Origin of the sequence: Hyphomicrobium denitrificans 1NES1 (genome assembly GCF_000230975.2) — a bacterium.
Taxonomy (GTDB): domain Bacteria; phylum Pseudomonadota; class Alphaproteobacteria; order Rhizobiales; family Hyphomicrobiaceae; genus Hyphomicrobium_B; species Hyphomicrobium_B denitrificans_A.
This window is the reverse complement of the sequence record NC_021172.1, coordinates 261,762-283,306: the sequence shown is the minus strand read 5'-3', so window position 1 is coordinate 283,306 and position 21,545 is coordinate 261,762. Positions and strand designations below refer to the sequence as shown.

Genomic DNA, 21,545 nt, shown 5'->3' with positions numbered 1-21,545 from the left:
CCGCAATGTATCCGGGAGAAAGGGCTCCAGGCTCACGCTTTCTCGTCTCGGTCACGGGCCATGCGCTTCGTTGTCATTATTCTGGTGCTGCTCGCCAGCCTCAAGGTCTGGACGCAAGACCGCATGTACCGCTCGGTCGTGGGACAAGCCCTCGTCGACGCTTACCGTGAACGCGCTATCGAGGTTTGCCGAAAGCAGACGGCGAAGACGGTCCCCGTCGCGTCCGCGCAAACCGTCTCGGAGCTTTGGAGCGCCGCGTCGGCAGCCGAAGTCACCCTCGGCGATTCCGACGTGAACGTCGCCATATGGGATACTCAGAACCCGTTATGGCAGCAGCGCTTCCGCAATCCGCATCTGGTCCTGACGGGCACCGGAGAGTCGAACGCCCATTGCGCCTACGATCTCCACGCAGGCGTCGCGACACTGTCGCCCTGAAACGGCCTCCCTTCTCGGCCGGCGCCGAAAAACTTCGTTAAGACGGCGTTAATCATCACAAACGTCCTGTTCACTTTTGCCCGCGACAATGATGGCACGAATCATTCGGCGCATCGCTCGGGGAGAGCCATCGCCTTTCGAATGGCGCGATCGCGCCGGATCGGCGCTGCAGACCCATGGACCAACAGGACCGGCAGGTTGAACGGCAAAGGGGCAGCGAGGCGTCGGACTTCGCATTGATCCGCGTCGCCCTCTACAAGCGCATGAAGGCCATCGCGGCGTTTCCCATTCTTCTTGCGTTCTGCGCCGTGACCGTCGTCCTGGCTCTGCCGAAGCGGTACGAAGCTACCGCCACCGTCCAGATCGATCCGCGCCAGAGGTCGAAATCGACGATATCGGACGCCCCCGATCTCGAACCCCATCAGCAGACCATCGAAGCCGAGATGAGCGCATTGCAATCCGCACCCGTCATCCGCGGCGCCATCGATGCGCTTCATCTTGACGATGATCCGGAGTTCAAATCGTACTGGCCGGCAACTTGGCTTTCGCGATTATTGGGCGCGACACCCGAGAGGAACACCGAGGCTGCTCTCCTGAAGCGTCTTTCCGTCTCGCGCCTGCGCAACACGCTGCTCGTCAGCATCCGCATTTCATCGAGCGATCCGGTCAAGTCTGCCCGCATCGCCAACGCTGTTGCGGACGCCTATCTGAAAGACTGGGCCGCAGGAAAATCTTCGGCTGAAACCGCGGCGACGATGCTGGGGCAACGGTTAAAAGACGACATCGACGGCGACGGCATAATAACGGAGTCCGAACGCGTCTTCGCATCCCTCCTCGCACAATTTGGACAGAACTCCGAAGTTCCGGGCCCCAGCATCGTTGCCGCGGCCGTGCCACCGCGCGAGGCAACGGCAGCAAAGCCCGCGCGCACCGCCGGAGTAGCTTTTGCCCTCGGGCTTGTCGCAGCAGTCGGACTTGCACTGTTGCTGGAATTCAAAACATCCACACGCGCATCACGCGTCGAGCATGCGTTTGCATGCCCGCATATGACATCGCTGCCCACGATCCCGGCGCACGATGCAACATCCGCGCGCGCCTGCCGGTTCGTTCTGGCCGAGCCGAGGGGCCAGTATGCCGAGGCGGTTCGCGAAACCTGTCGCGAACTCGAAAAGCGCCGCAGCGGTGCTCCGTCCCGCTTGACGCTGGTCGTCTCGGCGCTTCCAGGAGAAGGCGCTGAATGCCTCGCCTCCAATATCGCGCATCAATACGCGGTCGCCGGACACTCGCCGTTGCTTGTCGACGCTGATTTGCGCATGGGGAGTTTGACGCGGCAGCTCGCAGGCCGAAGTTCGTCCGGACTCCTGGACCAGATTGTCAATCGCAAGCCGGTCGAAAGCGCCATCCTCCGCGATTGCGCAACGGGACTTCATTTTCTGCCCGCCTGCGGACCGACGCCGATTCCGCTCCCGGTACGCGACATTTTGCGGTCGAAGGCCTTCGCCGATTCGATGACGGCACTGAAGCGGGACTTTGTCACCATCGTCATGTCGGGGCCCCCGTTGCTCACCGTCGGCGATGCACACACCCTCGCCGAACTGGCCGACGACATCGTATTCGTGACCGCCTGGCAAAAGACGCCGAAGCGGCTCGCCAGGCAAGCCTTAGGTAAAATCGCTGCCCACCAGCCCAAGATTGTCGGAGCCGCATTGACCGACATCGCCGACAGAGAAGATACGGCGATCATGAGTCTCTACGAAATCCTCGAAGAGATGCGGACCGTCGCACCTGTGCCCGCCTTCAGGACACATGCGGCCTGATGCGGCCCGTCGGCCGATGCCACGCGGCCGCGGTTCCGCGAACTGAAATCGCTCCATAGCGCCCCCATGAAGCAGCAATGTTAAGCGCGCCCATCCCGCAACGAGGTCATTGGGTTTGCGCTCCTCATTCCTCTTCCAGCATCGGAATAGTTCCGCGATAGAGGAATTGCACGCGCTCAAGGTTGTAGATCAGCAACAGAAGCAACTCACATGCGGAAAAACTGCTCGCGCGTCGGGAATTTTTCTCGATGCAATGCAGCGCACAAAGACATCGCGCGCCCAACTTCCAGGCCTTCTAAAAATCGTTCTAAATCAAATCGTCGTGACAGTGCGCGCCGCGACATCACAGAGCGCATTCTTACGCATTTGATACTGGCAACAGCGTCCTAAAATCGCTACACGCATTTCGGCAACGATGCCCATTTCCGGAACAGAAAGTTAGACCGTGATCGGAACTCTGAAGCGTGTCCTATTGCCGTGTGCAGTCCTGGCTTCAACGGTACTTGCGGCTCCGATGGCGGGAGCTGAACCGCAATCGAACGAGCCCGCAGCAGCATCCGTACACATCGAACTGAACAAGCTCGATCCCGTCGACAAGAACTGCCGCGCCTATCTCGTCGTCAATAATGCGACGGACACGTCATATCAGTCCTACAAGGTCGATCTGGTGCTGTTTCAGACGGATGGCGTCATCGGCAAACGTTTCTCGCTGGAGCTCGGACCGCTCCATCCGAAAAAGAAGACGGTCAAGCTGTTCGATATCGATGCGATATCTTGCGACAAGATCGGGTCGCTGCTCGTCAACGACGTGCTCGAATGCAAGACCGGGACAGGACCAGCCGAAAACTGTCTCCAGAATCTGACGACGTCGACACTCACAAAAGTTCAACTTTCAAAGTAAGCGGTGACCGCCTTGTACCTATTGGCAGAAGAAATTGCCGGCCGGGATTTATCGATACTCGGACTTTTCCATCATGCCGACATCGTCGTGAAGTGCATCATCATCGGCCTTCTCTCTGCTTCGGTCGTATGTTGGGCAATGACGTTCGAGAAGCTGATCCGCGTCTGGCTCGTCAATCGCGAGATCAAGCAGCTTGAGAAAAGCGGCCAAACCGGAACCCTTCCGGCCGCAAAATCGTCCGGCCTCGTCCGCGCCATCATCGATGCAGCACGCACCGAATGGACCGAAGGCGCCCGTGATGGTTCGACCGGCGAAGTTCGCGATCGCCTCGAACTCGCTATGCGCAGCGCAACGAAACGACAGTTGAAAAGCATCGAGCAGGGATTGCCGTTCCTGGCGACGCTAGGTTCTGCCGCCCCGTTCGTCGGGCTGTTCGGGACCGTCTGGGGCATCATGAACTCGTTTACGGCGATCGCGCAGTCGAAGGACACGAGCCTCGCTGTCGTTGCCCCCGGTATTGCCGAAGCATTGTTTGCAACCGCCGTCGGACTCGCAGCCGCAATTCCGGCGGTCGTTTTTTATAACCAGATCACCGTTGCACTCGGTCGCGCAGCCGATCGCGTTGCGCCTGCCATTGTCGGTCTTGCGCGCTCGCTGTCGCGGGGCGGCGTAGAGGGTATGAACTGATGGGAATGGCAGTCGGAAGCGGTTCGTCCGGCGATGACGACAACGGCTACAAGCCGCTTGCCGAAATCAATGTCACGCCGTTCGTCGATGTCATGTTGGTGCTGTTGATCATTTTCATGGTCGCAGCACCGCTGATGGTGCAGGGCGTACCGCTGGAGCTGCCGAAAACGTCGGCTTCCAAACTCGGGGCCATCAAGAAGCCGATGGTGGTTTCGCTGTCGACCGACGGCAAAATTTACATCCGTGACGAAGAAGTAACGGCACAAACGCTCGTCTCTCGCCTGATGGACATCAAGTCCCAGGAGGGCGACGGCGTCGTGTATGTCCGCGCTGACAGGAAGATTGCATACGGGGAGGTGATGGAGCTGCTCGGAAAGGTCGGGGAATCGGGCTTCTCCCGCGTCTCGCTCCTTTCGCAGCCCTCGCCTTCGGCAAAAACCGAAATGAACTGAAATCGCGAGCCGACGGAATGACCTGGCTACGAATGATTGCGGTTGTGCTTTCCGTGCTCATCCACGGCTCGATCGGTTATGCCATGTTGCCGGCGCTACGCGACGCGAATTCAGAAGCTCTCGATATGGGAAAGGGCACCGACATCGTCCTCGTCGAGCAAGGGATCGCAGAAGAAGGAATTTCCAAGCTCGGCGACGCGATGGAGACGATCGAGACGGCAGAAATCAAGCCGGTACAGGCCGCGCCGCCCCCGCCACCGGAACAGGTCAAGCCCGACGAGCTTCGCGACGTCATCGCCTCCGAGGAAAGCACAGTCGAGCAGGAGGTCGTCAAGACGGATGACCCCCCGCCCATCAAGGAGCCGCCTCCGCCGGAGGCCGTTCAGGCGCAGTCGCAACCCGAGCAGATCGCGGTCGTCACCCAGCAAAGTTCGGGCGAAGAGAAATCGGGCGGCAACGCGAAGATGCTGGGTCTCTATCTGGGCCAGGTCAACGATCACGTGCAGCGGGCCAAGGTAAACCCCCGGTCTGCAATAGCCGGCACGGTCATCGTACGCTTCACGATCGACGTCGATGGAAAATTGCTGTCCAAGGAAGTCGCGAAAAGTTCCGGATCGAAGGTCCTCGACGACGCCGCGACGGCTGCCCTCGACCGGGCCGCGCCCTTCCCGCCGATCCCTCCGGAAGTCAGCATCAAGCCGCTTGCGTTCACGCAGCCGTTCAAGTTCGTCATGCGCTGACGGTGCTCCCACTCGAATATTTACAAATTATTGCTTTCAATAAACCCTTTATTGACTTCGATTGCCGATTGGCCGGCCAGACGAGACCTGTCTCGATGCCAAGCGCGGTCAAGGATAGGGTGAATGCACCATCCCTTAACCTTGGATTAGGCACCCGCCCATAGATTGAAGCTTGTTATCAGCACCGCGTTAGGCTGCACGATGCTTTTCGGCTCCGCAGGAAACCCGAAGACGAACTCACTGATGACCGAATACGCGTCGCTGCTGAGCGACGCCGTTTTGCGTCATCGGGCGCGCGTCGCCGAGCATTCCGCGCGCATCGAGAGCGAGCTCGCGAGCAAGGTGAAGTCCGAATTCATCGCCAACATGAGCCACGAGCTGAAAACGCCGCTCAATACGGTGATCGGCTTTTCCAAGTTATTGACGCAGCATCAGGAACGCCGCCTCCCCGACAAGGAAATCGTCGAATACGCAATGCTGATCAATGATGCGGCAGGCCACCTGCTTTCCGTCATCAATGACATCCTGGACATTTCCAAGCTGCAAAGCGGCAAGTACGCCATCGACAGCCGCGAGATAAACATCGAGGGCATCCTCACCGACAGCATTGACGCATTCCGCCACCAGTCGGAAGCGGGCCAGATCGACTTCGACGCCGTGATCGCCCCCGATCTTCCGATGATCCGTGGCGACGCCGTGAAGTTGAAGCAGATCTTTGCCAATATCCTCTCGAACGCGATCAAGTTCACCCCGGTCGACGGCACGATTGCCGTAAAAGCGCTGCGCACGATCGACCAGGGGGTCATCGTCGCTATTCGCGATAGCGGCGTCGGCATGAGCCCCGATGAAATCGAAGTCGCGATGACACCATTTGGCCAGGTCGATGGCGGCCGGTCGCGCTGGCGCGAAGGCGTGGGCCTTGGGCTTCCGATTGCGAAAGCACTCGTCGAGCTGCACGGCGGAGCGCTTTACATCGCCTCGCAACAGAATGAAGGCACGGAAGTCGTCATCACGTTTCCGGGGCGAGACGCCGTAACGACCTCCGCCGCGGCAACGATGTATGGCGTCAGAAATTCGGCCGCCTGAGAGTGCAAAAAGAAATCAGCCCATGAACAGCCAAAACGAAAAGGGCCGGCCCCCCGACGCATCCATCGGCCGCATCGTCTCGGTCAACGGATCGAAGGCGATCGTATTGCTGGATGGCGGAATAGACCCGCGTTCCCGCGCTCTCAATGATGGGCCCGACATGGGCACGCTGATCGCCATCGACACATCGAGCGCGCTCGTCTTGGCGATCGTCTCCGCGCTGAGCGTCCCGGTACCCTCGCAGCGCGAAGGCGACGGCGAAGTTTGGATCGCCGAAATCGGCCTTGTCGGCGAGCTGATCAAATCCAAGGACGGTAAGCCGTCGAAATTCAATCGCGGCGTGACGAACTATCCGGCGCTCGGCGACCGCGCCCGCCTCGCATCGAAATCCGAGCTCCAATGCGCCTTCTGCGGCGACGCTGGCGAGACGATCCGCGTCGGCTGCATCCGGCAGGATAGTTCAATCCCGGCCATGGTGCGCGTCGACGAATTGCTCGGCAAGCACTTCGCGATCCTCGGCACCACGGGCACGGGCAAATCGTGCACCACAGCTCTGATACTGCGGTCGATTCTGGAAAAGAATCCTGCTGCCCACATCGTCCTGCTCGATCCGCACAACGAATACGCGACGGCCTTCACCGAATGGGCGGAGGTCATCTCGCCACGTAACATGCACTTGCCGTACTGGCTCCTGACGTTCGAGGAAATCGTCGAGGTGCTCGTCGGGGATGGCGAACGCAAGACCGAAACCGATGTCCTCCAGGATCTGATCCCGATCGCGAAAAGCCGCTACGCCAGTAGCCGTGCCGGAGAAGGCACAAAGCCGCGCCGCACCTCCGACAATGGCCGCTTTACCGTCGATACGCCGGTTCCCTATCGCATATCCGAGCTCGTTGCCCTCATCGACGAGCGCATGGGCAGGCTGGAGAACAAAAGAGATCTGACGCCCTACCGCAATCTGAAGAACCGCATCGAAATGGTTTCGAGGGATGTGCGCTATTCCTTCATGTTCGGCTCGCTGACCGTTTACGACAGCATGACCCAGATTCTGAGCCGCATATTCCGCGTCCCGGTCAACAACAAGCCGATCACGATTCTGGAACTCACTGGCATTCCATCCGAGATCGTCAACGTTGTCGTATCCGTGGTGTGCAGGCTGACGTTCGATTTCGCGCTCTGGAGCGAAGGCCAGGTCCCGGTGACGCTCATCTGCGAGGAAGCGCATCGCTACGTCCCCGTGAACAGTGCCCTCGGCTTCGAGCCTTGCAAGCGCGCCATCGCGAAGATCGCCAAGGAAGGCCGCAAATACGGCGCCTCGTTGTGCATCGTCACGCAGCGTCCCGCCGAAATCGACCCGACCATCCTGTCTCAGTGCAACACCGTCTTCGCGCTCCGAATGTCGAACGATCGCGACCAGGAGATCGTCGCCTCGGCGGTTGCCGATACCGGTGCCGGCCTTCTTGAATTCCTCCCGTCGCTCGGTCAGCGGGAGGCGATTGCATTCGGCGATGGCATGGCGCTTCCGGTTCGCATCAAGTTCGACGAGCTGCCGCCACACGCTCTGCCCCGGTCTTCGACCGCACGCTTCTCCGAAATGTGGCAGAAGTCACTTGGCGACGATGGCTTCCTCGAACACATCGTCGAGCGCTGGCGCTTGTCCGGCACCGCGACAGGGGACAACTCGTATAACATGTCCATGATGGCGGATGCGCTGAGCCTCAACCCTGTTCCCGTGGCTGCCGCCCCTCCGCAGAGCGAGCCAAGACGTGAAGTTGCCGCCACACGGGGAAACACCGTCCCACCGGCGCCCCCGGGCAATGGCTATCCCGTTTCGCGCCGGGAGGCCACGCCGTCCTCGCTTGTGCAAACGGCAAGCCAGAGCGTGCGAAGCGGAGGCCCGGCTCCGATGATGAGCGAGCGAACCGCCCAGCCGACGATGTCGCCAGCGCCGTCTCGTGGCCCATCCGAACCGATCGGAACGGTAGGCTCGTTGCGCTCGCTCAGGGACAGGCTGACCCGCCCGCACGGCTGATCTTTATCCCTCTTTTCAATCAGGTCTTGCATCGCGCCGCATGATCCGGTTCGATCAAGACGACCTCGCGGCGGGCAGCGAAGAAGTGCGTGAAAAAGACAAAAGCGGTTCAGCTTCTGGGACTGGTTTACCAATCCGACTGCAGCGACGTTGTAAAGCTGGCGCCGTACCTCGCGGCTCATTCGTTAATGGGGCTTGGGTCCGTCGATGAACGACATTTATCCGGTAATCCTGTCTGGCGGCTCCGGCACGCGGCTCTGGCCGCTTTCGCGGTCGATGTATCCGAAGCAGTTCATCCGATTCTTCAGCAGCCAAAATGGCAGCTTTCTCTCGGCCGCCCTGACCCGTCTGAGACAAGCATCGGGCTTTAAGGCACCGATCCTTCTTTGCAACAACGACCATCGCTTTCTCATCCGCGAGGAAGTCGAGCGCCTGGGGATAGATCCTCTCGCGATCGTCCTCGAACCCGTCGCACGCAATACGGCGCCGGCAATCGCCGTCGCGGCTTTGGTGGCGCTCGAAGCAAGTCCCAAGGCGATTCTCGCGGTGATGCCGTCCGATCATGTCGTGAAGGACGACACGCTGTTCGCGGACGCCGTCAAACGTGCAGCCGACGTCGCCGCAACCGGCAGGCTCGTCCTCTTCGGAATCAAGCCGACCGAACCGCACACCGGCTACGGATACATCAAGCAGGGGCGCCCGCTCGCGGGTTTCGACGGTCGCGCTTTCACCGTCGAATCCTTTGCGGAGAAACCCGATCGCGCGACAGCCGAAGCTTATCTGGCGGCTGGCGACCGCTCCTGGAACAGCGGCATCTTTGTGCTGAACGCCAGAACTTTCCTCGACGAGATCGAACGGCTGCACCCTGAGATATTGCACGCCGCGCGCGCGGCGCTCGCTGGCGCGAAGGAAGACCTCGGATTTTTGCGGCTCGACAAAAATGGCTTCGCGGCGGCCCCGAACATTTCGGTCGACTATGCCGTCATGGAAAAGACCGAAGCCGCGGCCGTCTTGCCACTCGATGTCGGCTGGAACGATGTCGGCTCCTGGTCGTCGCTCTGGGACATCGCTCCGCGGGATGACGTCGGCAATTTCGTCAAGGGCGAAGCCGTCCTGGAAGATACTTCGGACTGCTTTATCCATTCCGAAAAGGCCATCGTCTCGACCATCGGCGTCAAGGACCTCGTTATCGTCGACACCCCCGACGCATTGCTCGTCGCCGATAAAAGCCGCACGCAGGACGTCTCGAAGATCGTGCAGCGTTTACGGCAATCGAACCGCAAGGAGCAGGAGCAGCACCTTAGAAATTACCGCCCCTGGGGATACTTCGAGACATTGAATATCGGCCCGCGCTTCCAGGTTAAGCTGCTGCATGTAAAGCCCGGCGGCGTGCTCTCCATGCAAATGCACCATCATCGCTCCGAGCATTGGGTTGTCGTGCAGGGGACCGCACGCGTCGTCATCGGCGAGCGCGAGCAGCTCGTGCGCGAGAACGAGAGCGTTTACATCGTCGCAACACAATGGCATCGTCTCGAAAATCCCGGCAAAGTGCCGGTCGAAATCATCGAGGTTCAGATCGGATCATACCTCGGCGAAGATGACATCCTGCGCACGGACGACATCTACCATCGGGCGCCCGAAGAAACGAAATAAGCGCTCTTACTTCGGCTGATCCGTAGACCGCAGCGTGAAAATGCGGCCCGTCGTCTTCGGCGGCTCTTCGACGGCGCTCTCTGCCGGCGGAGACGTACCGCCCGATACTGCAGCCGAAGATCCAGAAGCTATCATCGCATCCGCCTCATCGCCCTTTTCAGCTTTGTCATGAAAGTTCCGCCAGCTCAGCGGAATGAAAGCCAGATAGGCAACCGTAATCGCAGTCAGCGTCTGATAGGGATACGTGAACAGCATCGCGACGACCGCAACCGCAATCACGAAAATCGGCAACACCCATTCCCGCCCGACGCGCTCGCCAAGCAGCTTGCCGGAATAGGTGGGGATCGTTGAAACCATCATGAAGGCGATGAAAAGCGTATAGACGAGTACGATCGTCAGCGCCCAATGAGCTTTGATCTCGTCGAACCCGAGTTGAGAGATGTAAACGGGCAGCAGAACCGCAATGGCCGCGGCGGGCGTCGGCATTCCGATAAAATAATTCGATTGCCATTTCGGCTTTTCTTCGTCGATCGCCGTGTTGAATCGCGCCAGCCGAAGCGCCGAGGCCAGCGCGAAAATCATCACGCAGATCCAGCCCGCGCTTTTGAGGTCGCCGAGGCCCCAGTTGAAAATGAGGAAAGCCGGAGCGACGCCGAAATTGACAAAATCCGCGAGACTGTCGAGCTCGGCCCCGAAGCGCGATGAGGCTTTGAGAAGCCGCGCGATGCGGCCGTCGATACCGTCGAGGCAACCTGCGAACACGATCGCGGCAAGAGCCAGATCGTAGCGGCCCTCGATCCCCATGCGGATTGAAGTCAACCCCGCGCAGAGGCCGAGCAGCGTAAAGAAGTTCGGCACCAGCATCCGCACCGGCACTCGCCGATGCCGGAACAGCGACCGTCGCCGCCGACGACGCGTTTCCGTTTCCAGCAGTGGTTCGTCCATGTCCATGGCAGCCTCCTCTGGCCACACGCGCGCAGCCGCCCGACCGTCCGTTTAGCCGAGGCGCGCCTCTCGCTCGGGCTCTACCGACTGAAGATCGGCTAAAACCGTCTCACCCGCAACCGCTCGTTGCCCAACACTCACAAGGGCGACTTTACCGGGCGGCAAATAAACATCGACGCGCGAACCGAAGCGGATCAAGCCAAACCGCTGCCCCACGCCGACGGTATCCCCCATCTGCGAGAATGTCACAATTCTCCGTGCCACGAGCCCGGCGATTTGCACGACGCCAATCTCGCCGTAGTTCGCCGTGTCGATGACCAGAATGCGCCGTTCGTTGTCCTCGCTCGCCTTATCGAGCGCAGCGTTCAGGAAGGCACCCGGCACATAAAGCGAGCGCACGATGCGTCCGGCTACGGGTGCCCGATTGATATGCACGTCAAAGATCGAAAGGAACGTCGAGATGCGAACCCGCTCGTCCGATCCCAAGCCGAGCTCGGCCGGCGGCGTCACTTTTTCGATCGACGAAATCTTGCCGTCCGCCGCCGAGATGACGAGACCCGGCCGCAACGGCGTGACGCGTTGCGGATCGCGGAAGAAATAAACAACCCACGCAGTGATCAACGCCGCGATCCACCCGAGCGGCGGATAGATCAGAAAGAACAACAGCGTGACGACCGCGCCGATGGCGATGAACTTATGCCCGTCCGGGTGCACCGGAGAGAACGATTCAAAGATGGTATCGAGAATGCCGTGATGTTCGGACACATTTGCCTCCTGGCGCACCATTCAATGCCAAAAACCGCGTGTGTTACGAGATTGGCACGGCAACAAACCGAAGATCGCCTTTGCCGTCTTCGACCCGCAATAGCACGGCCTTGCGTCCGGCTTTCTTGACCTTGTCGACGCTCGCCGCAACGTCGCTCGGATCGTTCACCGCCTCCTGCGCCGCCTCGACGATGACGTCTCCCGCTTTGATGCCCTTCTTCGCCGCCGGACTTTGCGGATCGATATCCTCGACGACGACACCTTTGATCTTCTCGTCGAGCCCGTACTTCCGCCTGAGATCGGGCGTCAACGCCGAAAGCTTGAGACCGATGATGGCCGCACCCGCCGGAGCAGCGCTGTCGCCGCCCTGCTCTTTGAGATCGCTGTCGTTATCCTCGCCATCGTCGAGCCGGCCGACCGTCACTTGCAGCGTCTTGCGTTGGCCCTTGCGCAAAAGCTCGACGTCGACGGCTTTGCCGATCGGCGCCTGGGCTACGATCCGCGGCAGGCCGCGCATCGTCGTCACGTCCTTGCTGTCGAACTTCAGGATCACATCGCCGGCTTCGAGCCCCGCTTTCGCGGCAGGGCTTTCAGGTGTCACGGCTGCGATCAAGGCACCGCTGTTTTCGGGTACGCCGAGCGTTTCGGCAATGTCGTCCGTCACCGTCTGGATCTTGACGCCAAGCCAGCCGCGCCGGACCTCTCCGTATTGCTTCAACTGATCGATGACGTTCGAAACGGTATCGGACGGAACCGCAAAGCCGATGCCGATGGAGCCACCCGTCGGCGATATGATCGCAGTGTTCACGCCGATCACTTCGCCATCCATGTTGAACAGCGGCCCACCCGAGTTGCCCTTGTTGATGGCAGCATCCGTCTGCAGATAATCGTCGTAGGGCCCGGAATTGATATCGCGGCTCTTCGCCGAGATGATCCCGACGGAGACGGAGCCCCCGAGCCCGAACGGGTTGCCGATCGCCATCACCCAGTCGCCGACTTCGATAGTCGCGGACGAGCCGAACTTGACGTCGGCGAGCGGCTTTTTCGGCGTCACTTTGAGCAGTGCGAGATCGGCCTTCGTGTCACGACCGATGATCTTGTCGACCTTGAGCTTCGAGCCGTCATGAAAATTGATCTCGATCTCCTCGGCGCCTTCGATGACGTGGTTGTTGGTGACGATCAGCCCTTCCTTGCCGTCGATCACGAAGCCGGAGCCGAGCGACGAGATCTTGCGGTCCGAATGGGGCATGCCGCCGCGCTTGTTGAAGAAATCGTCGAAGAAGTCTTCGAACGGTGCCCCCTTCGGCACCTTGGGCAGCGGCACGCCGCTCGGTCCTTTGACGGTCTGCGAGGTCGCGATGTTGACGACGGCGTCGATCAGTTTCTTTGCAAGCGGCGCAACCGATGTCGGGCCGTTCTGAAACGCCTGCGCCGGACAGGAAAACAGCGCCATCGTCATGATCGCGCTGAGCAGCAGTCGGGGCAAAAGCACGGAACTTTTTCCGATCATCAAGAGAACTCCAGTGTCCGACCCACGCGGCGCCCGGCGGGACCTATAAGGATTAATTGGCGCAAGATCGAAGCATCAAAGTGACGATCGTAGCATATTGCCGGGACGGGAGGACAAGTCGGCTCGGGGTTATCCTCGGACGAGCCAGACGAGGAAAACTCCAAAGGCGATGGCCGCCAAGGCGCAAGCCTGGATAGGGGCATTTCCCCGGCTGGCGATGTCCGTGACCACACGCCGCGCAGCGTCCGGCGCAAGCGCCCAGAGCAGCCCTTCGAGGACTAGGGCTATTCCGAGGCCGGCCAGAAGGTCGTTCATTGCGCCGGCGCGACGGAAACGGAGCCCGCCGCCGGTGCCGTCTTGGAACGGCCGTTAGGGTCCTCGAAGTACCGGAAGAAATCGCTACTGGGCGATAGCAGCAGGCGCGTATCGTCGGGCTTGATGGCCGTCGTGTAGGCCTGCATCGACCGGTAGAAGCGGAAGAAATCGGGGTCCTGCCCGAAGGCGTCCGCGAAGATGCGGCTGCGCTGAGCTTCACCGTCGCCGCGGATCTCATCCGACTTCTTCGTGGCTTCCGCCTTGATGATCGTCACGGCCTTGTCGGCGTTGGCGCGAATGCGGTTGCTTTCGGCTTCGCCCTGCGCCCTCAGCTCCGTCGCCTCGCGCACGCGATCGGCGCGCATGCGATCGTAGACCTTGACGAGGTTCACCTTCGGCAGATCGGCGCGCTTGATGCGCACGTCGACGACTTCAAGGCCGTAATCGCGGCCTTCCTTGTTCACCTGCGCCGCGATCTGCTTCATCAGCGGCTCGCGCTTGTCCTTGACGATCTCCTGCAGCGTCGCTGAGCCGAGCACGCGGCGAATTTCGGACTCGATCAAAGGCCCGACGACTTCACGCACCCGTTCTTCGTTGCGCACGTTCTGATAGAACTTCAGGGGGTCCGTGATGCGGTAGCGCGCGTAGGCGTCGACGATCAGCCGCTGTTGATCGGAAGCGGTGACTTCCTGCTCCGTCGTATCGAGATCGAGAATACGCTTATCGAATTTCTCGACCGTATCGATGAATGGAACCTTCCACTTCAACCCGGGCGTTTCGACGATCTGCTGCGTCTTGCCGAAGCGCAGCACCATCGCCTGCTCGTTCTGGTGGACGACGAACGCCGACGCGTAGAGACCTGCAGCCGCGAGGATCAATACCGTGAAAATGAATGCGAAGAACGCGCGCATATTATTTCGATCCTTCGGCCGGTTCGCGCTTTTGAAGCTGTTCTAATGGAAGATAAGGCACGACGCCCTGGCCGCTCTTTTGATCGATGATGATCTTGTCGGCACCCTCGAGCACGCGTTCCTGCATCTCAAGATACAAGCGCTCTCGCGTAACGTCCGGCGCCTTCTTGTATTCGTCATAAACCTTGAGGAAGCGGGCCGCCTGACCCGTCGCCTCGGCGACCGTCTGGTCGCGATAGCCTTCGGCGGCAGCAACAATGCGATCCGCCTCACCATGCGCCCTCGGCGTGACCTGATCGGCATACGTTTGCGCCTGCTTGATCAGCGTCTCTTTCTCCTGAGCCGCGGCGGCGACTTCACGGAACGCGCCAATGACTTCCTCCGGCGGATCGACCTCCTTGAGCTGCACCTGGTCGATCTTGATGCCTGCCCGGTAGTAGTCGAGCGTCTTTTGCATCAGCCTCTGAACTTCTTCCTGCGTCTGCTGCCGGCCGCCCGTCAGGAGCGGCTGCAATGAGGACTGGCCGACGACCTCGCGCATGGCGCTTTCGGCAACCTCGCGCACCGTCGTCTCGGGCTGCGCGATGTTGAACAGGAATTGCTCGACGCCGGTATCGCCGTCCGCGCTCTTATCCGGGCTGATGCGCCAGAACACGACGAAACGGACATCGACGACACTGCCGTCGCCCGTCAGCATCAGGCCGCTGTCGCGCGCGCCGATGGTGCTGCGGGCGCTGCCGACTTCGATGGTGCGCTGTTGCGTGACTTTCGGCAGCCGCACTTCTTCGATCGGGTACGGCCACCGCCAATGGAGACCCGGACCTTCCCAGCGCTCGTACTTGCCGAAGCGCAGGACAATACCCTGCTCGTCCGGATTGACGCGATAGAAGAAGCCGTAGAACGCGACACTTGCAAGCAGCAAAAGACCAAGCAGAAAAAGGAAGGCCCTCGGAACGCCACCGCCGATGCCGCCGGCGCCATTGCCACCGCCACCGCCGCCGCCGCGTATGACCCGGCGCATGCGATCCTGGCCGCGGCGCAAAATCTCATCGAGATCGGGCGGCTCCTTGCCGCCACCCCCAGAGCCTGAGCCCCAAGGCCCCCCTCCCCACGGTCCGCCTCCACCGCCGCCGCTGCCTTTGCCGCCGCCTTGATTACTCCAGGGCATAAATCAGGGCCTCTCTCGTGTTTTGAGCTGAGAATGAAATTGCGCCCATCTCCCGGCTCCTTGGCGCGGCGTCGGTCTCGGGAGACAACTTTGAGACGTGCACGGCGAAAGCCTCGGGGACGCAAAGAAAACAAGGTTCGGGGCAGCTTATAAGGTAGGGTTCCCTCGTTCGCAAATTCCCCACCCCTTGGCTTATCGCAATTTGGGGCGTCGCGGCCGCGCTTCAAGGGCGTTCGGCATCGGCTTCGTCACTCTTTTGGCGACGTTCGTAAACGAACAATGTCGAGGGAAACTCATCGCGTGGACCCTGCGGCAGCGCTTCTTTCGCCACTTCCTGCCAAACCGCCTCGTCTGGAGCCGGGAAATACCGGTCGCCTTCGACGTTCGCATGAACGCGCGTCAGATAGATACGATCTGCAACCGGAAACGCGGCGTCGAAGACGGCGACGCCGCCGATAACCATGATCTCCTCGGCCCCGCGCGTGGTCGCAAGGATGCGCGCGAGCGTCAGTGCGTCGGTCACGCTTTCACAGGTCGAGATATCCGCGGCCTCGAACTCCGGATCGCGCGTCACGACGATGTTGTCGCGGCCATCGAGGGCCTTGCCGATCGACTGGAATGTCCGCCGGCCCATGATGACGGGTTTGTCCATCGTCAGCCTACGGAACACTTTGAGATCGGACGAGAGCCGCCAGGGCAAGGCGCCCTCGCAGCCAATGACACCGTTTTCCGAAACGGCGACAATCAGGGAAATGGGCAAGTCGTTCATGGCTGACCGATAGCAACGGTATGCGTGAGAAGCAAATAGGTCTTCGCTTTGCGTTGCGAAATGAACCTCGGTACGTTAGGGCCGCCCAAGCGGGAGCGCTGCGTACAGGCGACTTAAACCGCCACGGGCGCCTTGATGTGCGGCCAGGGATCGTAACCTTCGAGGCTGAAATCCTCGTACTTGAAATTAAAAATCGACTGCCCGCGCTGTTTGATGCGCATGGTCGGCGGCGGCCTTGGCGTGCGCGAAAGCTGCACGTCGGCCTGCTCGAGATGATTGAGATAAAGATGCGCATCGCCGAACGAGTGAACGAATTCGCCGAGCCCGAGCCCCGTCACTTGCGCCATCATCATCGTCAGCAGCGCGTAGCTGGCGATGTTGAACGGCACGCCGAGGAAAACATCACCCGACCGCTGATAGAGCTGACACGAGAGCTTTCCGTCCGCGACATAGAACTGAAACAGACAGTGACATGGCGCCAAAGCCATGTCTGGGACATCGGCTGGATTCCACGCCGATACAATGATGCGCCTGCTGTCAGGATCCTTTTTTATCAGGTTAACTGCGTCGCTGATTTGATCAATGGTGTATCTAGGCTTCTCGCCGGGGTCATCAGGTTCCGGGTCCCATTCGCGTTTTGGCCTTTCCCAACTTCGCCATTGCTTCCCGTAGACGGGACCTAGCATTCGTATCGGTGCTTGGCTGTAGCGAGGGTCGCTCGGGTCAAGAAATTCTTCCCAAGCCCACTCATCCCAAATGTGCACATCATTTGCGAGAAGATAACTGATGTCGGTATCGCCCGTAAGAAACCAAAGCAACTCATGAATGATCGATTTGACGTGCAGCTTCTTCGTCGTGACCAGCGGAAAACCGTCGCTAAGGTTGAACCGCATCTGATGCCCGAAAACGGACAACGTGCCCGTTCCCGTGCGGTCGGTCTTTTTCACGCCTTCGGTGCGCACGCGGCGCAGTAAGTCGAGATATTGCTGCATAAGAGAAGCCCTAGCGCGATTCTGGTCAGCCTTCAGCCACCCGCCATTGGCTATCCAGCGACAAGCGAGCTGTTGGGCGCAAACGCCAGAATGAGCACGATCAACGAGTTGTAAACGCCATGACAGATGATCGGCGTCAAAAGCGACCCCGTCCGCTCGCGCACCAATGCCAGATAAATTCCGATGAGCGTGATCGCCGCAATCCCGTAAATCGAATAACTAGCGTGCAGAAACGCCCACATGATCGCGGTCGCCGCTGCGGCTCCGGCAATGCCGAGAGGCGTCCGCCTCAGCGCTCCGTAAATCAATCCGCGAAACAGGCATTCCTCGGCAATTGGTGCTCCAATACCGGCCGCAATCAGCACGAGCCACCACGTCCTTGCCAGCATCAGATCGGCGAACGGGTTGATGTCGTGTTGGAATGCCTCCCTGTCCAACGCGAAGACACATCCGCCGTAAATAAACGCAAGCACGATCAGCCCGACTGTCGCCAACGCGAACGTTTTGATGCCGCCCCGAGGAACCGTGAAGGGCAGAAAAGTTCCGCCGGCACGCGCAAAAAGAGCATTGGCAACAAGCGCCAGCAGGATGGTAACGAGTTGAAAGGCAAAGAGCGAAATGGCGACGCGCGCCGTCAGCAGCGCTTCCATTTCACCTGCGGCAAAAGCGCGGGGTTCGCCGATCCGTGACCAGACATCGAAGAGAGCCGTCGCTCCGTACCCCGCCAGCGTCCCGAGCACGACGGCAAGGGCGGCCGTCAGCAGCACCAGCGTTACCGATTTCCACGATAAAAGTGCCTCCGGCTCAGAAACGTGATCTTCGACCGAAACGGCCACGCGCATGCCTTTCCGCTTCACTTCACGTTCAACAGCGGCCAACCGGTAACAGGTTTTTCACGGCCTTGCGAATGAGCTTTGCGAAACGCTTTTGTTCCGGCCCGCCAATGATTATATCTAGAGGGCTGGCTTGCCAGCTATGGCGATAAACGCGGTCGTAATAAGCCGATCGGACCCGGGGGCGGTACCCGGCGCCTCCACCATTTCTCTCTGCCGCGCCCTGCGGCCGGCTCTCCGGAGGAGAGTCGCGGGGCGCAACCAGGAATGGGGGCGAAATAGGATCGACGAAGGTCTAAAGGACCTAGCTTTTGCCCGGCATGATACCACCGTTATCGGGTCACACAGAATAGTTGCCAATGACAACTATGCTGAGGCCGCTCTCGCTGCGTAATGCAGTGCGAATAGCCTGAACTTGAAGCCCTTGCCCCTAGCCGGGTAAGGCGCGGTTCGGAGGGCACCGGGCAACAGAAGCCCTCCACTTCTCGCCGCTCATAGGTAAACGGACTTGACTGAGCGGCAAATCTGATTTCAGAGGTCGGTCAGAGTACGGCATTCTTGAAGGCTGAAGCATGGCAACGGGGCCATCGATCGATTACGCAAAATTGCAGCAGGAGGCGATGCGCGGAGTCGTTCGCGCGGTTCTCCAGCAGGTCGTGAAGTCCGGCCTTCCGGGTGAGCACCATTTCTATATCTCGTTTCTGACCCAGGCGCCGGGCGTCATTCTCTCGAAGCGTCTCAAAGAAAAATATCCGAGCGAAATGACGATCGTGCTCCAGCATCGTTTCTGGGACCTGATCGTCTCCGATGATCGCTTCGAAGTGAAGCTGACGTTCGACGGCATTCCGGAACGGCTCGTCGTGCCGTTTGCGGCAATCAAGGTGTTCATCGATCCGAGCGTTCGCTACGGCCTGCAGTTCGACGAAGAGGTCAGCGACAACGAGCCGATGCATGAGCCGCGCCAAGCGCTGACGGCCGACGCCACTTATGATCAGATCGGCGAAGCGAGCCCCGAAAGCGCGCGTCCCACGCCGAAGAAGCCGCGTGCACCTCGCAAGCCTCGCGCCACCGACAAAGACGCCACATCGCCGACGCGCCGCGATCCGGCTCACGCGATGCCGCCATCGCCGGAGCCCGCCACGCGCGCCGGTGAATTGAACGCGAAGAACGCCGATAGCGCCGACGAAACGCCCCCGCCTCCCGAAGGCGCCAAAATCCTGAGCCTCGACCAATTTAGGAAGAAGTAGGCGGCTCATCTTCACTGCGGGCGTTCACTGCGGGCGCCTCCAAAGCCAATAGGCAGAACTCGTCTCACACCGGCCGCCGTGCACGCGCGCCGTTATCGTCATACTCGAACGAGCTTGCGAGCCGTTCGGGGATCCACCGTAAAACTGCCGGAGGCTTGTTATTTTTGGGTCTACGACGACTCTTACGCTAGATCCCCCGCCTTCAACGCGACTCAGCCGCGCTCGGCCGAGGATGGCAGGCGAGACATGAAAACCCTCGACAAACCGCGCCCCATGCGCGACGAAGCAGCAAAATTACATTCACGAACATCGCCGGAACCGAGCACAGATGACCAAGACGCGCACTGAAACCGATACCTTTGGCCCGATCGAGGTTGCCTCAGATCGATATTGGGGCGCACAAGCCCAGCGCAGCCTTGGCAATTTCAAGATCGGCTGGGAGAAGCAGCCTGCCGCGATCGTTCGCGCTCTCGGTGTCATCAAGCGCGCCGCCGCCGAAACGAACATGGCGCTCGGCCGGCTTGACCCCAAGATCGGCGAAACCATCATCAAGGCCGCGCAGGAGGTGATGGACGGCAAGCTCGACGATCACTTCCCGCTCGTCGTTTGGCAGACAGGCTCCGGCACGCAATCGAACATGAATGCCAACGAGGTCATCTCGAACCGCGCCATCGAGATGCTTGGCGGCGAGATGGGTTCGAAAAAGCCCGTCCATCCCAACGACCACGTCAATATGAGCCAGTCGTCGAACGATACCTACCCAACCGCGATGCATGTCGCGTGCTCGGAGGAAGTCGTTCATCGCCTGCTTCCGGCGCTACGCAAGCTTCACAAGGCATTGCACGAGAAGGCCGAAGCGTGGTCGCACATCATCAAGATCGGACGCACGCACACCCAGGACGCGACGCCGCTGACGCTCGGCCAGGAATTCTCGGGCTACGCCCAGCAGGTCGACAACGGCATCGCCCGCATCGAATCCACGCTGCCCGCCCTGATGCAGCTCGCCCAGGGCGGCACCGCCGTCGGAACCGGACTCAACGCGCCGAAAGGCTTTGCCGAGATGATTGCGGCGCGTATCGCCTCGATCACGCACCTGCCATTCAAGTCCGCGCCGAACAAGTTCGAGGCCCTCGCGGCTCACGACGCGATGGTCTTTTCGCACGGCGCCATCAACACCGTTGCCGTGTCGCTGTTCAAGATCGCCAATGACATCCGGCTACTCGGCTCGGGCCCGCGCTCGGGATTGGGCGAGCTTGCGCTTCCCGAAAACGAGCCGGGCTCCTCGATCATGCCTGGCAAGGTCAACCCGACCCAGTGCGAAGCGCTGACGCAGGTCTGTGTCCAGATCTTCGGCAACCAGGCGGCGCTGTCGTTCGCCGGGAGCCAGGGCCATTTCGAACTCAACGTCTACAACCCCGTGATGGCCTATAATTTCCTGCAGTCCGTGCGCTTGCTCGCGGACGCTGCAATTTCGTTCACCGACAACTGCGTCGTCGGCATCGAACCGCGCGAGGACAACATCAAGGCAGGACTCGAACGCTCGTTAATGCTTGTGACCGCGCTCGCGCCGAAGATCGGCTACGACAACGCCGCCAAGATCGCCAAGACCGCGCATAAGAAAGGCACGACGCTGCGCGATGAGGCGGTCGGCGGCGGCTACGTCACGGACAAAGAGTTCGACGAGATCGTGCGCCCCGAGAAGATGATTTCTCCGGACTAGGGATCGATTGCGCTCGGCGAAAGCAGCAAGCGTTTGACGCCTTCGCATTACTGCACATAAAATACATGAAGTTGAGAGTGCCGCTTTGGCATTCGTGGCGGAGTGCATTTTATGACCGCAGAGATCGTCAATCTCAATAAGGTCCGTAAAGCCCGCGAGCGCGCCAACCGCGAGAGGGACGCGCAGGAGAACCGGCTCAAATACGGACAGACGAAATCCGAGCGCAATTTGTTCGAGACAAGAAACCGTAAGTGGCAGAGCGATCTCGACGCGTCGCGACGCGAGTCCGACGGTATCGTCGATGACGATGACACCGGCCCTAGCAATGCCTCCTGATGCGACCTGAGAAGCGTTCGTTTTCGATCCAGGGCCATCGCACGTCGATCTCGCTTGAAACAGCATTCTGGTCTGCGCTGAAGGCAGCGGCCGCCGAGGATGGCCTGACGCTCGCCGGTTTGATCAGTGCGATCGACAAGGAACGCGGCAGCGCCGGCTTATCGAGCGCCGTCCGCGTATGGATATTGAAGCGCCTTGAATCGCGCGCCGCAGAAAAGCTGGCGGAATAGG

General features: G+C 60.2%; 22 protein-coding genes and 1 other RNA gene. 14 read left to right on the top strand and 9 right to left on the bottom strand.

The genetic code is table 11. The features are described 5' to 3' along the window. Positions 1 to 60: 60 nt before the first annotated feature. The 9 genes from HYPDE_RS01305 (at position 61) to HYPDE_RS01260 (ending at position 9,803) form a co-directional block, all read left to right on the top strand. Positions 61 to 435 (top strand): hypothetical protein, encoded by a 375-nt coding sequence (locus tag HYPDE_RS01305; protein ID WP_015596514.1) that lies wholly within the window; start codon positions 61 to 63, stop codon positions 433 to 435. A 176-nt stretch (positions 436 to 611) separates the two neighbouring features. Beyond that, positions 612 to 2,252 (top strand): tyrosine-protein kinase domain-containing protein, encoded by a 1,641-nt coding sequence (locus HYPDE_RS01300; RefSeq protein ID WP_015596513.1) that lies wholly within the window; start codon positions 612 to 614, stop codon positions 2,250 to 2,252. A gap of 445 nt (positions 2,253 to 2,697) precedes the next feature. Next, positions 2,698 to 3,153, top strand: a complete 456-nt coding sequence (locus tag HYPDE_RS01290) for a hypothetical protein (protein ID WP_041319749.1) — start codon at positions 2,698 to 2,700, stop codon at positions 3,151 to 3,153. Positions 3,154 to 3,156: 3 nt separating this feature from the next. Next, positions 3,157 to 3,840 carry a MotA/TolQ/ExbB proton channel family protein gene (locus HYPDE_RS01285; protein ID WP_051111945.1) on the top strand — a complete coding sequence of 228 codons (684 nt, stop codon included), beginning with the start codon at positions 3,157 to 3,159 and terminating at the stop codon, positions 3,838 to 3,840. After that, complete coding sequence (locus HYPDE_RS01280) at positions 3,840 to 4,292, top strand: ExbD/TolR family protein (protein WP_015596509.1); 453 nt, start codon at positions 3,840 to 3,842, stop codon at positions 4,290 to 4,292. The genes HYPDE_RS01285 and HYPDE_RS01280 overlap by 1 nt, the downstream gene beginning before the upstream one ends. Positions 4,293 to 4,309: 17 nt before the next feature. Then, positions 4,310 to 5,032 carry an energy transducer TonB family protein gene (locus HYPDE_RS01275; protein WP_041319745.1) on the top strand — a complete coding sequence of 241 codons (723 nt, stop codon included), beginning with the start codon at positions 4,310 to 4,312 and terminating at the stop codon, positions 5,030 to 5,032. Between the two features lie 243 nt (positions 5,033 to 5,275). Further along, positions 5,276 to 6,118, top strand: a complete 843-nt coding sequence (locus HYPDE_RS01270) for a sensor histidine kinase (RefSeq protein ID WP_244437751.1) — start codon at positions 5,276 to 5,278, stop codon at positions 6,116 to 6,118. A gap of 22 nt (positions 6,119 to 6,140) precedes the next feature. After that, entirely contained in the window at positions 6,141 to 8,150 is a 2,010-nt protein-coding gene (locus HYPDE_RS01265; RefSeq protein ID WP_015596506.1) for an ATP-binding protein, read from the top strand. A gap of 207 nt (positions 8,151 to 8,357) precedes the next feature. Further along, on the top strand, positions 8,358 to 9,803 hold the full coding sequence (locus HYPDE_RS01260) for a mannose-1-phosphate guanylyltransferase/mannose-6-phosphate isomerase (RefSeq protein ID WP_041319740.1): 1,446 nt from the start codon (positions 8,358 to 8,360) through the stop codon (positions 9,801 to 9,803). 6 nt (positions 9,804 to 9,809) lie between these two features. Here the strand turns inward: HYPDE_RS01260 and pssA are convergent, their stop codons facing one another. The 9 genes from pssA to HYPDE_RS01215 all read right to left on the bottom strand — a co-directional run bounded on the left by pssA (position 9,810) and on the right by HYPDE_RS01215 (position 18,020). After that, the gene (gene pssA / locus HYPDE_RS01255) at positions 9,810 to 10,754 is read right to left on the bottom strand and encodes a CDP-diacylglycerol--serine O-phosphatidyltransferase (protein ID WP_041319738.1); all 945 of its coding nucleotides are present in this window, start codon (positions 10,752 to 10,754) and stop codon (positions 9,810 to 9,812) included. Between the two features lie 45 nt (positions 10,755 to 10,799). After that, a complete protein-coding gene (locus HYPDE_RS01250) occupies positions 10,800 to 11,513 on the bottom strand; it encodes a phosphatidylserine decarboxylase (protein ID WP_041320713.1) in 714 nt (237 codons plus the stop codon). Between the two features lie 43 nt (positions 11,514 to 11,556). Continuing rightward, positions 11,557 to 13,023: a Do family serine endopeptidase gene (locus HYPDE_RS01245; protein ID WP_015596502.1), complete on the bottom strand. Its 1,467-nt coding sequence runs from the start codon at positions 13,021 to 13,023 to the stop codon at positions 11,557 to 11,559. 129 nt (positions 13,024 to 13,152) lie between these two features. Next, positions 13,153 to 13,338 carry a DUF2065 domain-containing protein gene (locus HYPDE_RS01240; RefSeq protein ID WP_015596501.1) on the bottom strand — a complete coding sequence of 62 codons (186 nt, stop codon included), beginning with the start codon at positions 13,336 to 13,338 and terminating at the stop codon, positions 13,153 to 13,155. Then, positions 13,335 to 14,249, bottom strand: coding sequence for a protease modulator HflC (gene hflC, locus HYPDE_RS01235; RefSeq protein ID WP_015596500.1), 915 nt, complete (start codon positions 14,247 to 14,249; stop codon positions 13,335 to 13,337). Before hflC ends, HYPDE_RS01240 begins: the two co-directional genes overlap by 4 nt. A gap of 1 nt (position 14,250) precedes the next feature. Continuing rightward, positions 14,251 to 15,417 carry an FtsH protease activity modulator HflK gene (hflK, locus tag HYPDE_RS01230; protein ID WP_015596499.1) on the bottom strand — a complete coding sequence of 389 codons (1,167 nt, stop codon included), beginning with the start codon at positions 15,415 to 15,417 and terminating at the stop codon, positions 14,251 to 14,253. A 223-nt stretch (positions 15,418 to 15,640) separates the two neighbouring features. After that, entirely contained in the window at positions 15,641 to 16,186 is a 546-nt protein-coding gene (locus HYPDE_RS01225; protein WP_015596498.1) for a dihydrofolate reductase, read from the bottom strand. Positions 16,187 to 16,299: 113 nt separating this feature from the next. After that, a complete protein-coding gene (locus HYPDE_RS01220) occupies positions 16,300 to 17,178 on the bottom strand; it encodes a thymidylate synthase (protein WP_015596497.1) in 879 nt (292 codons plus the stop codon). 50 nt (positions 17,179 to 17,228) lie between these two features. Next, entirely contained in the window at positions 17,229 to 18,020 is a 792-nt protein-coding gene (locus HYPDE_RS01215) for a CPBP family intramembrane glutamic endopeptidase (protein WP_051112034.1), read from the bottom strand. A gap of 79 nt (positions 18,021 to 18,099) precedes the next feature. Here HYPDE_RS01215 and ssrA point away from each other — a divergent pair. The 5 genes from ssrA to HYPDE_RS01190 all read left to right on the top strand — a co-directional run bounded on the left by ssrA (position 18,100) and on the right by HYPDE_RS01190 (position 21,544). After that, positions 18,100 to 18,494, top strand: a transfer-messenger RNA (tmRNA) gene (gene ssrA, locus HYPDE_RS18585). A gap of 89 nt (positions 18,495 to 18,583) precedes the next feature. Next, a complete protein-coding gene (locus HYPDE_RS01205; RefSeq protein ID WP_015596494.1) occupies positions 18,584 to 19,258 on the top strand; it encodes an SspB family protein in 675 nt (224 codons plus the stop codon). 328 nt (positions 19,259 to 19,586) lie between these two features. Continuing rightward, the gene (gene fumC, locus HYPDE_RS01200) at positions 19,587 to 20,978 is read left to right on the top strand and encodes a class II fumarate hydratase (protein ID WP_015596493.1); all 1,392 of its coding nucleotides are present in this window, start codon (positions 19,587 to 19,589) and stop codon (positions 20,976 to 20,978) included. A 111-nt stretch (positions 20,979 to 21,089) separates the two neighbouring features. Beyond that, on the top strand, positions 21,090 to 21,314 hold the full coding sequence (locus tag HYPDE_RS01195) for a DUF4169 family protein (protein WP_015596492.1): 225 nt from the start codon (positions 21,090 to 21,092) through the stop codon (positions 21,312 to 21,314). After that, the gene (locus HYPDE_RS01190) at positions 21,314 to 21,544 is read left to right on the top strand and encodes a ribbon-helix-helix domain-containing protein (RefSeq protein WP_015596491.1); all 231 of its coding nucleotides are present in this window, start codon (positions 21,314 to 21,316) and stop codon (positions 21,542 to 21,544) included. Before HYPDE_RS01195 ends, HYPDE_RS01190 begins: the two co-directional genes overlap by 1 nt. Position 21,545 lies beyond the last annotated feature (1 nt).

Bases quoted from the DNA above. Each gene is read 5' to 3' on its own strand.
- HYPDE_RS01305 (WP_015596514.1), top strand. From the start codon at position 61: ATGCGCTTCGTTGTCATTATTCTGGTGCTGCTCGCCAGCCTCAAGGTC.
- HYPDE_RS01300 (WP_015596513.1), top strand. From the start codon at position 612: ATGGACCAACAGGACCGGCAGGTTGAACGGCAAAGGGGCAGCGAGGCG.
- HYPDE_RS01280 (WP_015596509.1), top strand. From the start codon at position 3,840: ATGGGAATGGCAGTCGGAAGCGGTTCGTCCGGCGATGACGACAACGGC.
- HYPDE_RS01275 (WP_041319745.1), top strand. From the start codon at position 4,310: ATGACCTGGCTACGAATGATTGCGGTTGTGCTTTCCGTGCTCATCCAC.
- HYPDE_RS01270 (WP_244437751.1), top strand. From the start codon at position 5,276: ATGACCGAATACGCGTCGCTGCTGAGCGACGCCGTTTTGCGTCATCGG.
- HYPDE_RS01265 (WP_015596506.1), top strand. From the start codon at position 6,141: ATGAACAGCCAAAACGAAAAGGGCCGGCCCCCCGACGCATCCATCGGC.
- HYPDE_RS01260 (WP_041319740.1), top strand. From the start codon at position 8,358: ATGAACGACATTTATCCGGTAATCCTGTCTGGCGGCTCCGGCACGCGG.
- pssA (WP_041319738.1), bottom strand. From the start codon at position 10,754: ATGGACATGGACGAACCACTGCTGGAAACGGAAACGCGTCGTCGGCGG.
- HYPDE_RS01245 (WP_015596502.1), bottom strand. From the start codon at position 13,023: ATGATCGGAAAAAGTTCCGTGCTTTTGCCCCGACTGCTGCTCAGCGCG.
- HYPDE_RS01240 (WP_015596501.1), bottom strand. From the start codon at position 13,338: ATGAACGACCTTCTGGCCGGCCTCGGAATAGCCCTAGTCCTCGAAGGG.
- hflC (WP_015596500.1), bottom strand. From the start codon at position 14,249: ATGCGCGCGTTCTTCGCATTCATTTTCACGGTATTGATCCTCGCGGCT.
- hflK (WP_015596499.1), bottom strand. From the start codon at position 15,417: ATGCCCTGGAGTAATCAAGGCGGCGGCAAAGGCAGCGGCGGCGGTGGA.
- HYPDE_RS01225 (WP_015596498.1), bottom strand. From the start codon at position 16,186: ATGAACGACTTGCCCATTTCCCTGATTGTCGCCGTTTCGGAAAACGGT.
- HYPDE_RS01220 (WP_015596497.1), bottom strand. From the start codon at position 17,178: ATGCAGCAATATCTCGACTTACTGCGCCGCGTGCGCACCGAAGGCGTG.
- HYPDE_RS01215 (WP_051112034.1), bottom strand. From the start codon at position 18,020: ATGCGCGTGGCCGTTTCGGTCGAAGATCACGTTTCTGAGCCGGAGGCA.
- HYPDE_RS01205 (WP_015596494.1), top strand. From the start codon at position 18,584: ATGGCAACGGGGCCATCGATCGATTACGCAAAATTGCAGCAGGAGGCG.
- fumC (WP_015596493.1), top strand. From the start codon at position 19,587: ATGACCAAGACGCGCACTGAAACCGATACCTTTGGCCCGATCGAGGTT.
- HYPDE_RS01195 (WP_015596492.1), top strand. From the start codon at position 21,090: ATGACCGCAGAGATCGTCAATCTCAATAAGGTCCGTAAAGCCCGCGAG.
- HYPDE_RS01190 (WP_015596491.1), top strand. From the start codon at position 21,314: ATGCGACCTGAGAAGCGTTCGTTTTCGATCCAGGGCCATCGCACGTCG.